Genomic DNA, 14,140 nt, shown 5'->3' with positions numbered 1-14,140 from the left:
ATCCTATCGCCCACATTGATCGCCAGTAAAAATTGAAGTGATAACCGCAGCTTCCCAGCGGAAAACACGCATCACATCTGGTCAATTGGGGGATAAAAAAACGCCACGACCCAGCGTGGCGTTCCCCGAGTTATCCGTAATGTACCCGTCATACTTCAAGCCGCATGTGCGTTAGCTTCTCTTACTCACCCCAGTCACTTACTGATGTAAGCTCCTGAGGATTAATGAGTCTCATAAATGAGACTCACCCTTCGGGCCAGCGTTCACGTTGTTCAAAACGTTAACGTTTTGTCATGCAACTCGAATTATTTAGGGTATATATAGATGAATGCCCGGATTTATGAACGTTTCATCATATCGAAGAATTCATCGTTGGTTTTCGTCATCGCCAACTTATTGATGAGGAATTCCATCGCATCGATCTCACCCATTGGGTGGATGATCTTGCGTAGGATCCACATCTTCTGCAATTCTTCAGAGGTGGTAAGCAACTCTTCTTTACGCGTACCAGAACGGTTGTAATCAATCGCTGGGAACACGCGTTTTTCTGCGATTTTACGAGCCAGGTGCAGTTCCATATTACCTGTACCTTTAAATTCTTCGTAAATCACTTCGTCCATTTTGGAACCGGTATCAACCAGCGCAGTAGCGATGATTGTCAGGCTACCGCCTTCCTCAACGTTACGTGCCGCACCGAAGAAACGCTTCGGACGATGCAGGGCGTTGGCATCCACACCACCGGTCAACACTTTGCCCGAGGCCGGAACAACGGTGTTGTAAGCACGCGCCAAACGGGTAATCGAGTCCAGGAGGATGATAACGTCTTTCTTATGCTCAACCAGACGCTTCGCTTTTTCGATCACCATTTCAGCGACCTGAACGTGACGGGAAGCTGGTTCGTCAAACGTTGACGCAACCACTTCACCTTTCACCAGGCGCTGCATCTCGGTAACTTCTTCCGGACGTTCGTCAATTAGCAGCACCATCAGCACACAGTCAGGATGGTTGTAAGCAATGCTCTGCGCAATGTTTTGCAGCAGCATGGTTTTACCCGCTTTTGGCGGCGCAACGATCAGACCACGTTGACCACGACCAATTGGCGAAGCCAGATCCAGCACACGCGCCGTCAGATCTTCTGTCGAACCGTTACCACGCTCCATACGCAGACGAGAGTTTGCATGCAGTGGTGTTAAGTTTTCGAACAGGATCTTGTTGCGGGCGTTTTCAGGTTTGTCGTAGTTGACTTCGTTAACTTTCAGCAGCGCAAAGTAGCGTTCACCTTCTTTCGGCGGACGAATCTTGCCAGAAATGGTGTCACCAGTGCGAAGGTTAAAACGGCGGATTTGGCTGGGAGAAACGTAGATATCATCGGGGCCTGCGAGGTAGGAGCTGTCTGCGGAGCGGAGAAAGCCGAAGCCATCCTGCAGTATCTCCAGCACACCGTCGCCGAAAATATCCTCGCCGCTTTTGGCATGCTGCTTCAGAATAGAGAAGATAATATCCTGTTTGCGCATGCGAGCTTGGTTTTCCAAGCCCATATTTTCGCCAAGAGTAATTAACTCAGAAACTGGCGTATTCTTTAATTCGGTAAGATTCATAGTGGTGGGTTCTTTAACTCGGGGTAAATCTCGAACTATTAACGTGAATGGTATGGCAGGATCATCCGTGCCTCTATAACAGCCTTCAACCGCTGGATTCCTGTCTGGTTTCACACCTGAAGCGCATTAAATCCGCGCAAAACAACATCCGCATAAACGATATCCGCATAAACCAACGGCAGGAGATCGAAGACACATAAAACCAATTATTGTAAAACTAGTAGACTGTCCAAATCGGAGCACAACGTGTTGTAAAACAACCACTTTTCAAAACAATCATTTCGGAAAACAATCATTTTGTAAAACAACGACTTTTCGATTTAGACACAGAATAATGCTTTAGACTCTAACTTTCAGGCTCAAGCCTAAGGGCTTAAACATAGGCAAGTACGATATGCAGTGTTAATGAATCTAACACGCTTCCCGACGAGCAGCAAGCAGTCAATATGAGAATTGCATATTGCCCGATTGTGCCCGCCGGCAATACCCTTTTGAAGGGGATCACGCTAATTACAGATTGGCTGTCAGGAACTCTTTCAGTTGCCCTTTGGACAGTGCGCCGACTTTTGTCGCAGCGACTTCGCCGTTTTTAAACAGCAGCAGAGTAGGAATACCACGGATACCATATTTTGGTGCAGTAGCCGGATTTTCATCAATGTTCAGCTTGGTAACCGTCAGTTTGCCTTCAAACTCTTCGGCGATTTCATCCAGAATAGGAGCGATCATTTTGCAAGGACCACACCACTCAGCCCAGAAATCAACCAAGGTAGCGCCCTCAGCCTGCAATACTTTCGTGCCGAAGCTGTCATCAGTCAGGTGAATTATTTTATCGCTCATATTTTACTCCGCAGGATTATTTCTACCTTGTTGGTGTAGCATTAACCAACAACAGGTTGACTTTATTTCACCGGATACGCTTTCGTAAAGCAATCGTTAGCTGATATTCTACCACACTATGAGCAAAACACACTTAACTGAACAGAAGTTTTCCGACTTCGCCCTGCACCCGCAGGTTATCGAAGCCCTTGAAAGTAAAGGGTTTCATAACTGTACGCCTATTCAGGCGTTAGCTCTGCCATTAGCTTTGTCAGGGCGTGATGTTGCGGGTCAGGCGCAAACCGGTACCGGCAAGACGCTGGCTTTTCTTGCGTCTACTTTCCATTATTTGCTTTCACACCCTGCAAACGCAGAGCGTCAGACCAATCAACCACGAGCCTTAATTATGGCGCCAACTCGTGAACTGGCTGTCCAAATTCACTCAGACGCAGAAGCGCTGTCTCACATGACCGGGTTAAAACTGGGTTTAGCCTACGGTGGCGACGGCTACGACAAGCAGCTTAAAGTGCTGGAAAACGGCGTTGATATACTGATCGGCACCACCGGTCGTTTAATCGATTACGCTAAACAAAACCATATTAATCTGGGTGCGATTCAGGTTGTCGTACTGGACGAAGCGGATCGCATGTACGATCTCGGCTTCATCAAAGATATCCGCTGGCTGTTCCGCCGCATGCCTGCAACATCACAGCGCCTGAATATGCTCTTTTCCGCTACGCTCTCCTACCGAGTGCGTGAACTCGCGTTTGAACAAATGAATAACGCAGAGTATGTGGAAGTTGAACCGGAACAGAAAACCGGCCACCGCATTACAGAAGAACTGTTTTATCCGTCCAACGAAGAGAAAATGCGCCTGCTCCAGACGCTGTTGGAAGAAGAATGGCCGGACCGCTGCATTATTTTCGCAAACACCAAGCATCGCTGTGAAGACATCTGGGGCCATTTGGCTGCCGACGGTCATCGCGTTGGGCTACTGACGGGTGATGTTGCGCAGAAGAAACGCCTACGTATTCTGGAAGAATTTACCCAGGGTAGTCTTGATATTCTGGTAGCTACGGACGTTGCAGCACGCGGTTTGCACATTCCTTCTGTGACCCACGTTTTCAACTACGACCTGCCGGATGACTGCGAAGACTATGTTCACCGTATTGGCCGTACGGGTCGTGCGGGACAAAGCGGATTTTCTATCAGTCTGGCCTGTGAAGAGTACGCGCTGAATCTCCCGGCGATCGAAACCTATATCGGTCACGGCATCCCAGTCAGCAAATACAACAGCGACGCACTGATGAGCGATTTACCTGCGCCGAAGCGTTTAACGCGCCCACCGCGTTCCAATAATGGCCCGCGCCGACACAGTAATGCGCCGCGCCGCAGTGGAGCGCCCCGTAATAACCGTAAACGAGCGGACTAACCGTCGATGCTGAGTTCTTCTTCACTTTACGCTGCCATCGATCTCGGCTCGAACAGCTTCCATATGCTGGTCACCCGGGAAACCGCAGGTAGCATTCAGACGCTGGCGAAAATAAAGCGTAAAGTCCGCCTTGCAGCAGGGTTGGATAAGCAGAATCGGCTCTCGCAGGAAGCGATGCAGCGTGGCTGGCAGTGTCTACAGCTGTTCTCCGAACGGTTACAGGACATTCCGCAGGATCAGGTACGCGTCGTCGCGACCGCAACCCTGCGACTGGCAACGAACGCTGACGAGTTTCTGCAACGGGCTCAGGAAATTCTGGGCTTGCCGATTCAGGTTATCAGCGGTGAAGAAGAAGCACGTTTGATTTATCAAGGCGTGGCACATACTACGGGTGGCCCAGATGCACGCTTAGTCGTGGATATCGGTGGGGGGAGTACCGAACTGGCAACGGGGATCGGCGCAAAAACGACCCAGTTGATCAGCCTCCCTATGGGATGTGTAACGTGGCTGGATCGCTATTTCAGCGACCGCAATCTGGAAGCGGGTAATTTTGAACGCGCTGAAAACGCAGCGCGTGAAATGTTGCGTCCCGTCGCTGCCTCCCTGCGAGAACAGGGTTGGCAGATCTGTGTTGGCGCTTCCGGAACAGTACAAGCGCTACAGGAAATCATGGTTGCGCAGGGTATGGATGAATACATTACCCTGCCGAAGCTCAGACAGCTTAAAGAGCATGCTATTCAGTGCGATAAGCTGGAAGAGTTGGAAATTGATGGTCTGACGCTGGAACGCGCGCTGGTCTTCCCCAGCGGGCTCGCCATTCTATTGGCGATCTTCCAAGAGCTAGACATCAAAACGATGACGCTGGCTGGAGGCGCTCTGCGTGAAGGACTGGTCTATGGCATGTTGGATCTGCCCGTCGATCAGGATATCCGCCATCGTACGCTGGAGACGCTACAACGTCGTTATCTGCTAGATACCGAACAGGCTAAACGCGTCAGTACGCTGGCAGACAACTTTCTGCAACAGGTTGCCCGTGACTGGCAGTTAGATAGCCGATGTCGAGAGTTACTGCGCAGCGCCTGTCTGGTGCACGAAATCGGTTTGAGCATTGATTTTCGCCAGTCACCCCAGCATGCAGCCTATTTGATTCGCCATAGCGATCTCCCCGGCTTTACGCCAGCCCAGAAGAAACTGTTAGCCACGCTCCTGCAAAACCAGATTAACCCCGTCGATTTAATGCCGCTCAGTCAGCAGAATGCACTACCGGTGAGTCAAGCACAGCGCCTGTGCCGCCTATTACGTCTGGCGATTATTTTTGCCAGCCGCCGCCGAGATGACACGCTGCCAGCAGTACGGTTACGCGTAGAAGGTGAAGCGTTGCGTTTGATTCTGCCTGCTGGCTGGCTGGCTCAACACCCGTTACGAGCAGAAATGCTGGAACAGGAAAGCCGCTGGCAGAGCTACGTACACTGGCCGCTTATGCTGGAAGAAACCCCAGCTTAACGGATATATATTATCCCCTAAATAATTCGAGTTGCAGGACAAAACGTTAACGTTTTGAACAACGTGAAGCGTTGGCCCTTTAGGGCGATGCTCAGTGATGAGCATCGTAACGCGGCAAGCGCACGACAAATCGGTGTTAAAACGATTTGAACAGCGCTTGTGCTAGCCCGAAGGGGGAACCTCATTTATGAGGTTCATTAATCCCTAGGAGCTTACATAAGTAAGTGACTGGGGTGAGTAAGGACAAATTGGTCTAGCCGATTTGAACGCCGCTTGCGGCGGCCCTTAGGGCGAGGCTCAGAGATGAGCCGAGTATTGCCAACGCACATGCAGCTTGAAGTATGACGGGGATTGGTTATTCCCCTTTTGCTTTCGCTAACATCGCTCGGATACTGGCGACATTCGTCTGACCTTTCTGCATACGTTCCTGTGGGCTAACGACTTTTCTTTCCGTTTCCCACACCACATCATCCTGCGGCAGTTCAAGTAGGAAGCGGCTCGGTTCAGGGCGTATCAATTCGCCATACTGGCGGCGTTCTTTGCACAACGTGAAGAACAATTCGCGCTGAGCACGCGTAATCCCCACGTATGCCAAACGCCGTTCTTCATCGACGTTATCTTCATCAATACTGCTCTGATGCGGCAACAGGCCTTCTTCCATCCCAACCAAAAAGACGTATGGAAACTCCAAGCCTTTGGATGCATGCAGCGTCATCAGTTGAACCTGATCCTGCTCCTCTTCACTCTCTCCACGTTCCATCATGTCCCGCAACGTGAAACGCGTCACCACCTGCGTCAGCGTCATCGGTTCATCCAGATCGGAGCCTTCCAGCATTTCCGTCATCCAACTAAATAGCTGATTGACGTTCTTCATCCGCATTTCTGCAGCTTTTGGGCTGGGTGAGGTTTCATAAAGCCAGCTTTCGTAATCCAACCCATGTATCAAATCACGTACGGCTGCAACAGGCTCACGCTCCGCCAGACGGGCAATCTCCGCTAGCCACTGTGTAAACCGTTGCAGGGATTCCAACCCACGGCCGGTCAGCGACTGGCTCAACCCGAGATCAAAACTCGCGCTGAACAAGCCTTTATTGCGCTGCCCTGCCCACTCGCCCAGCTTCTTCATCGTCGCTGGACCAATCTCACGTTTGGGCGTGTTCACAATACGTAAAAATGCACTGTCATCATCTGGGTTGGTCAGTACGCGCAGGTAAGCCAATAAATCTTTGATTTCAGGTCGGGAGAAAAAGGACGTGCCGCCGGAGATACGATACGGAATACGGTTTTGCATCAGCATCTTTTCAAACAGACGCGACTGATGGTTGCCACGATACAAAATGGCATAGTCGCCGTATTGCGTCTTTTTAATAAAGTGATGAGCTATCAGCTCACCCACAACCCGCTCCGCCTCGTGATCTTCATTGTTGGCGGTAATCACTTTGAGTTCATCACCATAGCCCAGTTCAGAGAACAGCCGCTTTTCAAAGACGTGTGGGTTATTGGCAATGAGAATATTGGCGGCTTTCAGAATACGCCCAGACGAACGGTAGTTTTGTTCCAGTTTGATCACGTCAAGCGCGGGGAAATCCTGTTGTAGCAACACTAAGTTCTGCGGTCGCGCGCCGCGCCAGGAATAAATAGACTGATCGTCATCCCCTACGACGGTAAAACGCGCTCGGGCGCCAACTAGCAGCTTAACCAGCTCATATTGGCTGGTGTTGGTGTCCTGATATTCATCCACCAGCAGATAACGTAAGCGGTTTTGCCAGCGTTCACGCACCTCGGCATTCCGCTTCAGCAGCAGCGTGGGAAGCAGAATCAGATCGTCAAAATCTAACACGTTACAGGCGCGCAGGTGTTCGTGATAAAGCGAGTAGCAATGCACAAACAACTTGTCACGTTCGGATCGAGCGGTCGCCGCAGCACCGGCTGGATCGATCAGATCGTTTTTCCAATTTGAGATCGTTGAGATCAGCTGTTGCAGCAAAACCTTATCATTTTCCAGCCACTGCTCCGTCAGCTCTTTCAGCAGCGCCATCTGATCCTGATCATCGAACAAAGAGAAGTTGGATTTCATGCCCAGCGCGACATATTCACGTTTGATAATCTCCAACCCCAGTGTATGGAAAGTCGCAATCATCAGACCACGCGTTTCTTTACGCCCCAGCGTTTGCGCCACACGTTCCTTCATCTCACGCGCCGCTTTGTTGGTAAACGTCACAGCAGCGATATGCCGCGCCTGATAGCCACACTGACGGATGAGATGCGCAATTTTATTGGTGATAACGCGGGTCTTTCCTGAGCCTGCGCCCGCCAGAACCAGACAAGGTCCGGTGACGAATTCGACAGCATGTTGTTGGCTGGGGTTTAAGCGCATAACGATCTTGCTCACTCATAAAACGGAAGGCGATTGTAGCAGAAAGCGGTACCGATCTTGACCGGGGATTTGTTATTAAGGAAAGCACGTCACTGTCCACATCTTGCGTTGCAAATGTTACATTGCGCGCAGGAATCTCTTTTGCAAAAAGGTAACAACATGGCAAATACCGCAGCAGCCCTGCACATCCTGGTCGACACCGAACAGCAGGCTAACGACATTCTTGCTCAACTGGAGAAAGGTGCCGATTTCCAGAAACTGGCGCAGAAACACTCAACCTGTCCTTCAAAACGCAACGGCGGCGATTTGGGTGAGTTTCGTAAAGGCGATATGGTACCCGCTTTCGATAAGGCGGTGTTTTCCTGTGAGTTACTGAAACCGTTTGGTCCGGTGAAAACCCAGTTTGGTTACCATGTAATCAAGGTGCTGTACCGCAGCTAAGTCATCACCCGATAGCTCTACAGATAAAAAGCGCGCCCACCTTCCGGTTTGGCGCGCTTTTTCTATTGAACACTTTATTCTAGCCTATCGTCATCAGGCTCGCATTACCGCCTGCGGCGGCGGTATTGATACTGAGAGAACGTTCAATCAGCAGACGTTCCAATTGAACATGGATATCGCCATGTGTATAGCCCAACAGCAGAATAATCGGGCCATCGCGTTCTGCAAGCGCCTTACTCAACTGCCGTAATCGATCGGCATCGCCATGATAAATTACGCCCTGAAAAGACACCTCGTGCCGTCGCCAGTCATGTGTAAACTGAATACGTGACTGAACCTCCTCCGGCAAACGGGCATAGAGTGTTTTCTCCTGCTCACCTTCCGGCCACAGCAGCTTCCCCCCCGTTGCCAGCACTGCAGCGGCCTGAATCAAGCGATCCTCATCATTGTCCGCCAGACACAATATCCGCTCACGCGGCAGCAGCGTGTAGGTATTACTCTCTCCTGTTGGGCCGGGCAACCGTCGCGTTGTTCCGCTCACACTATGCGCTTTATAGCGCTGACATAGCGTCGCCAAATCCTGATGTTCCCCGCCAATCGCCCAATCTTCCAACGCCTGTAGTCCCGCCAACAGCAATGCTCGAGCAGAGGTATCCGGTGCCAGCTCCCGGTTCTGCCTGGCGAATTCTGCTGCGAGCGCGTCGTCCGGTCGATGTGCCAGCAAACGATGCAGATAAAGCGGCCCACCCGCTTTTGGCCCGGTTCCCGATAAGCCTTCTCCGCCAAAAGGCTGAACGCCGACAACGGCTCCCACCATATTGCGGTTCACGTACTGGTTCCCCACCTTCGCCCTGTTCGTCACACGCTGGATAGTTTCATCGATGCGCGTATGCACACCTAGCGTCAGGCCATAGCCCGCTGCGTTAATCTGTTCAATTAGTGTATCCAACTGCTGGCTTTGATAGCGAACGACGTGTAAAACTGGACCAAAAACTTCTTTTTCCAGCTCACTGATGTTATTCAATTCAATCAGCGTCGGCTTCACAAACGTCCCCGCAGCCATCCCGCCTCATCATGCGGATACGCCGCCTGATGCACCGTATGACCTTTCGCCCGCATCGTTTGAATATGTTGATCCACATTCTCTTTTGCCTCGACATCAATTAACGGGCCGATATCGGTCGAGAGCCGTTCAGGATTTCCCATTCGACACTCCGCCATCGCGCCACGCAGCATAGCAAGCGTCCGATCCGCAATGTCCTCTTGCAGGCACAAAAGACGCAGTGCCGAACAACGCTGTCCGGCGCTGTCGAACGCTGAAGCGATCACATCATTCACCACTTGTTCCGTCAGCGCGGACGAATCGACAATCATGGCATTCAGGCCCCCCGTTTCAGCAATCAGCGGCGTCAAACGTCCCTGTGGATCTAACCGACCCGCAATGCTGCGTTGCAGAATTTTGGCCACGGCTGTCGAACCGGTAAACACCACGCCGCGTACCCGTTCGTCGTTCACCAACGCAGCACCGATCGTTTCCCCCTGTCCCGGCAGCAGTTGCAATACACCCGTGGGAACACCCGCTTCATGCAAAATACGCACGGCCTGTGCCGCAATCAACGGCGTTTGTTCAGCCGGTTTCGCCAATACGCTGTTTCCTGCCGCCAATGCGGCAGAAATTTGTCCGGTGAAGATCGCCAGCGGGAAATTCCACGGACTAATACAGACGACTGGCCCCAGCGGACGATAAGTATCATTGGCGAAGGTATCCCGAACCTGACTCGCGTAATAGCGTAAGAAATCTACCGCTTCGCGCACTTCCGCAATCGCGTTATTGAAGGATTTACCCGCTTCCCGTACCAGCAACCCCAGCAGGCTTTGCAACTGCCCTTCCATCAGCGATGCGGCTCGATTCAATATTGCCGCACGCTCTGTGGCCGGTGTCGCAAACCAAATGGTACCGGCACGTACCGCCGCCGCTAGCGCCAATTCAACATCGGCGGTGGAGGCATCACATACATAGCCCACCACATCGTGCACATCGGCCGGATTCACTACCGGTTTCTGTTCGCTCGCCTCACTCTCACCCTCAATCATCGGTTCGGCATACCACGGCTGCGCGGCATGACTCAGCAACGCGCTGGAAAGCGACGCTAGCCGATGCTCATTCGAGAGATCAAGCCCACTCGAATTTTTCCGCTCCTGACCATATAGCTGACGCGGCAGAGGAATGCGGGGATGCGGTGCGCCCATGCTCCATTCCACTTTTGCTAACGCCTCTACGCCGCTAATCGGATCGGCAATGAGTGTTTCCAGCGCCATTGACGTATCCGCAATGCGATTAACAAATGAGGTATTCGCGCCGTTTTCCAACAGGCGTCGCACCAGATAAGCCAGCAACGTTTCATGGGTTCCGACCGGGGCGTAGATACGACATGGACGGTTTAACTTGCCATCCGTAACAGCGCCAACGACCTGATCATAGAGCGGTTCCCCCATGCCGTGCAGGCACTGGAATTCATACTGACCGGGATAATAATTGTTGCCAGCCATGTGATAGATCGCGCTTAACGTCTGCGCATTGTGTGTGGCGAACTGCGGGTAAATCAGATTGGGTACAGCCAATAGCTTGCGGGCGCAGGCCAGATAAGACACATCGGTATAAACCTTGCGCGTGTAGACCGGGTAGCCTTCCAGCCCGTCAACCTGCGCCCGTTTGATTTCACTGTCCCAGTACGCCCCTTTCACCAGACGAATCATCAGCCGCCGATGGCTACGCTGTGCCAGCTCAATCAGCTCATCGATAACATACGGGCAGCGCTTCTGATAAGCCTGAATCACAAACCCAATACCGTTCCACCCCGCCAGTTGCGGCTCCATACAGAGCTTTTCCAGCAGATCGAGTGAGATCTCTAGTCGATCTGCTTCCTCAGCATCAATATTGATCCCAATATCATACTGCCGTGCCAGCAGCGTCAGTGATAACAGCCGTGGGTACAACTCATCGAACACACGATCATACTGCGCACGGCTATAGCGCGGATGCAGCGCCGATAGCTTGATGGAGATGCCCGGCCCTTCGTAAATGCCACGCCCGTTCGAGGCTTTTCCAATAGCATGAATCGCCTGCTGATAGGCCGTCAGATAGGCGGCAGCATCGTGCGCCGTCAGCGCCGCTTCGCCTAACATATCGTAAGAGTAGCGGAAGCCTTTATTTTCCCGTTCACGGGCGTTAGCCAACGCCTCACCGATAGTTTCCCCGGTGACAAACTGCTCCCCCATCAGCCGCATGGCCATATCGACACCTTTGCGGACAAGCGGCTCACCGCGTTTACCGATGATGCGGTTCAGAGAATGAGAGAGATTCGCTTCATTGTGTGTTGCCACCAACTTTCCGGTGAACAGTAGCCCCCAGGTTGCAGCATTCACAAAAAGCGATGGGCTGTGGCCAAGATGCGCCTGCCAGTTCCCTCGGCTGATTTTGTCGCGGATCAGCGCATCGCGCGTAGATTTATCAGGAATACGCAGCAACGCTTCGGCTAAACACATCAGCGCCACACCTTCCTGAGAAGAAAGAGAGAATTCCTGTAGCAGTCCTTGCACAATACCCGCACGCCCACTTCCGGCTTTCTGACTGCGTAATTTCTCTGCCAGTCGATAAACCAGTTTCTGGGTTAACTGCGACATTTCATCGGTAAGTCTCGCCTGTTCAAGCAAGATAGGCACCAGTTCAGTTTCGGGACGGCGATAAGCAGAAGTCATCGCAGCGCGAGTAACTGACTGGGGAAGAACCTGTTCGGCGAAATCAAGAAAGGGTTGGTGGGTTTCTTCTTCCCGAGATTGCGGCATAATCTCTTCCGCTTCAATGCGGCTGATGTTCGCCGATTGCGGTGTTTCAGGAGTGTCGAGGCCGCTTTCGAGGCGTTCGAGGTAATGGAAAATAGCCTGTTTGATCAACCAGTGCGGTGTGCGATCAATACGCTGTGCAGCGATCTTGATACGCTCGCGCGTTTCCTCATCGAGTTTTACACCCATCGTGGTAAAGCCCATAGCGTCCACTCCTGTGATTAGAAGATGCACATCGGGAATACGTCAATATCTTCAACAGCCTGACCATTTTCATCGTCAGTCTGCTAGGTAAAGCGCCATCAAAAACGATTACCGACCGCTTCAATCAGGCGGAAGCGGAATACCAGTCCGTTTAGTCATAACACCCGTGGCACAATCGCTGTGCCACGGGTTTATCTTTACCCGAAATTGGCTCTGACGGCATCGACAAATGTTTTAATTTTAACCGCAGACCGCCGCCCCATCGGCACCATGACATGAACCGGGCGAGCAGGCCCATTATAGTCAGACAGCACCTGTACCAGACGACCGCGGTCAATTTCCTTACGTAACACAACCTCTGGCCCAAGCGTAATCCCATATCCCTCTATCGCGGCATGCAGCAGCGCATTCCAGTCGTTAGCAAAAAGCCTACCTTCCGGCCTGATTTCTTCAGTCTTACCGTCCTTCTGAAATACCCATCGACAAGACGTAGCGACGGCGCGTGTGCCATAAATAAGACACGCGTGGCGTAAGAGACTCGATGGGGTATCCGGTAATCCTTCACGCGCCAGATAGTCAGGCGACGCGCAAGCGATCAACGAATAAGGCTGAAGCGGCCAAGCCACCATTGAACTATCCGCCAATTCACCGATACGAATGATGACTTCAAACCCTTCTTCAATGGGATCGACGATACGATCATTCAGCGTCAGCGCAATTTGCGTGTCAGGATAACGCGCGAGATAACGTGTGATAAACGGCGCGAGCAGATATGACCCCCAGGTAACCGGTGCATTCACCTGAATAACGCCGGAAGGGGTCACCTGCATTTCACGGGCAATCGCATCGGCGTCCTCCGCTTCAGCCAAGACAACCTTACAGCGCTCATAATAGCGCAGACCAATATCCGTCAGGCTCTGCCTACGCGTGGTACGGTTAAGTAGCCGGACCCCAAGCCTCGCTTCGAGCCATGCCACTTGCTTCGCGACCATCTGTGGTGAGATGCCCAGCACCTCTGCGGCGGCGGCAAAAGACCCTAGCTCCGACGCTTTGACAAAGATGTTCATGCTGGTCAGTCGATCCATGATTCGCTCATATTTGTTGTTTGTTTTCTTTTAAAAGCACAATTTATCTTCAAATTGTAGGCAATTAAGATTCTCTTCTCAAAAGCATTAAGGAGAAAAAGATGAAAATTGGCATTATTGGCGCAGGCTTTGTTGCCCGGGCGATCGCTAAACTAGCGCTTCAGAACGGTCATCAGGTCATGCTCAGCAACTCACGCGATCCCCAGTCGCTTTTCAGCCTCCGCCCCATGATCGGCTGCGATATCGGCACCGCGACTCAGGCAGCGCGATTTGGCGACATTATCGTGATCGCCGTTCCCTTTACCGCTATCGATAAACTCCCTGAGCAGGCTTTACAGGGCAAATCCGTCATCGATGCCGTCAACTACTATACCGAGCGAGATGGCAAGGTAGCAGCACTGGATACGCGCAGCACTACCACCAGCGAACTACTGGCTGGTTATTTACCGGGCGCAAAGATTACCAAAGCGTTCAATGCTATCACCATGACGCAGCTTGAAAGTGATGGTTTACCTGCGGGTTCTGCCCATCGCCGGGCGCTACCGCTTGCGGGCGATCATGCGCAGGAAAAAGCCATTGTGGCCGAACTCTATGATGCCTTCGGGTTTGATGTCGTCGATGTGGGAAAATTGTCTGAAGGATGGCGTTTTGAAAGGAACATGCCGTCTTACTGTGTACGTATGACAAAAGCGGAATTAACCACTGCGCTGGCACTGGCCTCACGTGAAAGCTCCGCCGATACACAACAGAGATAACGCAGGCTGAGAGATAATCGCAGATAAAAAAATGCTGCTCCAGAGGGAGCAGCATAGCAATCATCGCGTTCCACTAAACGTAAAAG

Annotated in this window: 8 protein-coding genes and 1 pseudogene; 4 read left to right on the top strand and 5 right to left on the bottom strand. The window is 51.9% G+C overall.

Annotated elements, in window-relative coordinates:
- Positions 1 to 338: 338 nt before the first annotated feature.
- Together rho and trxA are read right to left on the bottom strand one after the other, a co-directional pair.
- Positions 339 to 1,598, bottom strand: coding sequence for a transcription termination factor Rho (rho, locus tag DUT67_RS01350; protein WP_048262948.1), 1,260 nt, complete (start codon positions 1,596 to 1,598; stop codon positions 339 to 341).
- 510 nt (positions 1,599 to 2,108) lie between these two features.
- Positions 2,109 to 2,435 carry a thioredoxin TrxA gene (trxA, locus tag DUT67_RS01345; RefSeq protein WP_011095683.1) on the bottom strand — a complete coding sequence of 109 codons (327 nt, stop codon included), beginning with the start codon at positions 2,433 to 2,435 and terminating at the stop codon, positions 2,109 to 2,111.
- Positions 2,436 to 2,553: 118 nt separating this feature from the next.
- On the opposite strand from trxA, the gene rhlB reads away from it, so the two are divergent.
- Together rhlB and ppx are read left to right on the top strand one after the other, a co-directional pair.
- Positions 2,554 to 3,846 carry an ATP-dependent RNA helicase RhlB gene (rhlB, locus tag DUT67_RS01340; RefSeq protein WP_048262951.1) on the top strand — a complete coding sequence of 431 codons (1,293 nt, stop codon included), beginning with the start codon at positions 2,554 to 2,556 and terminating at the stop codon, positions 3,844 to 3,846.
- A 6-nt stretch (positions 3,847 to 3,852) separates the two neighbouring features.
- A complete protein-coding gene (ppx, locus tag DUT67_RS01335) occupies positions 3,853 to 5,349 on the top strand; it encodes an exopolyphosphatase (protein WP_113626906.1) in 1,497 nt (498 codons plus the stop codon).
- A 355-nt stretch (positions 5,350 to 5,704) separates the two neighbouring features.
- Here ppx and rep read toward each other — a convergent pair whose 3' ends face one another.
- Positions 5,705 to 7,726, bottom strand: a complete 2,022-nt coding sequence (rep, locus tag DUT67_RS01330) for a DNA helicase Rep (protein ID WP_113626905.1) — start codon at positions 7,724 to 7,726, stop codon at positions 5,705 to 5,707.
- 159 nt (positions 7,727 to 7,885) lie between these two features.
- Here rep and ppiC point away from each other — a divergent pair, with 159 nt between their 5' ends.
- Positions 7,886 to 8,167 (top strand): peptidylprolyl isomerase PpiC, encoded by a 282-nt coding sequence (ppiC, locus tag DUT67_RS01325; protein WP_039325787.1) that lies wholly within the window; start codon positions 7,886 to 7,888, stop codon positions 8,165 to 8,167.
- A gap of 79 nt (positions 8,168 to 8,246) precedes the next feature.
- Here ppiC and putA read toward each other — a convergent pair.
- Together putA and DUT67_RS01315 are read right to left on the bottom strand one after the other, a co-directional pair.
- A pseudogene (gene putA / locus DUT67_RS01320) lies at positions 8,247 to 12,214 on the bottom strand (trifunctional transcriptional regulator/proline dehydrogenase/L-glutamate gamma-semialdehyde dehydrogenase).
- A 197-nt stretch (positions 12,215 to 12,411) separates the two neighbouring features.
- Positions 12,412 to 13,299, bottom strand: a complete 888-nt coding sequence (locus DUT67_RS01315; protein WP_113626903.1) for a LysR family transcriptional regulator — start codon at positions 13,297 to 13,299, stop codon at positions 12,412 to 12,414.
- A 101-nt stretch (positions 13,300 to 13,400) separates the two neighbouring features.
- Between DUT67_RS01315 and DUT67_RS01310 the strand changes: the two genes are divergently transcribed.
- The gene (locus tag DUT67_RS01310) at positions 13,401 to 14,054 is read left to right on the top strand and encodes an NADPH-dependent F420 reductase (RefSeq protein ID WP_113626902.1); all 654 of its coding nucleotides are present in this window, start codon (positions 13,401 to 13,403) and stop codon (positions 14,052 to 14,054) included.
- Positions 14,055 to 14,140 lie beyond the last annotated feature (86 nt).

It is taken from the genome of Pectobacterium peruviense (assembly GCF_003312355.2).
Taxonomy (GTDB): domain Bacteria; phylum Pseudomonadota; class Gammaproteobacteria; order Enterobacterales; family Enterobacteriaceae; genus Pectobacterium; species Pectobacterium peruviense.
The sequence above is the reverse complement of the archived record's forward strand: the minus strand, read 5'-3'. Positions and strand labels throughout refer to the sequence as shown.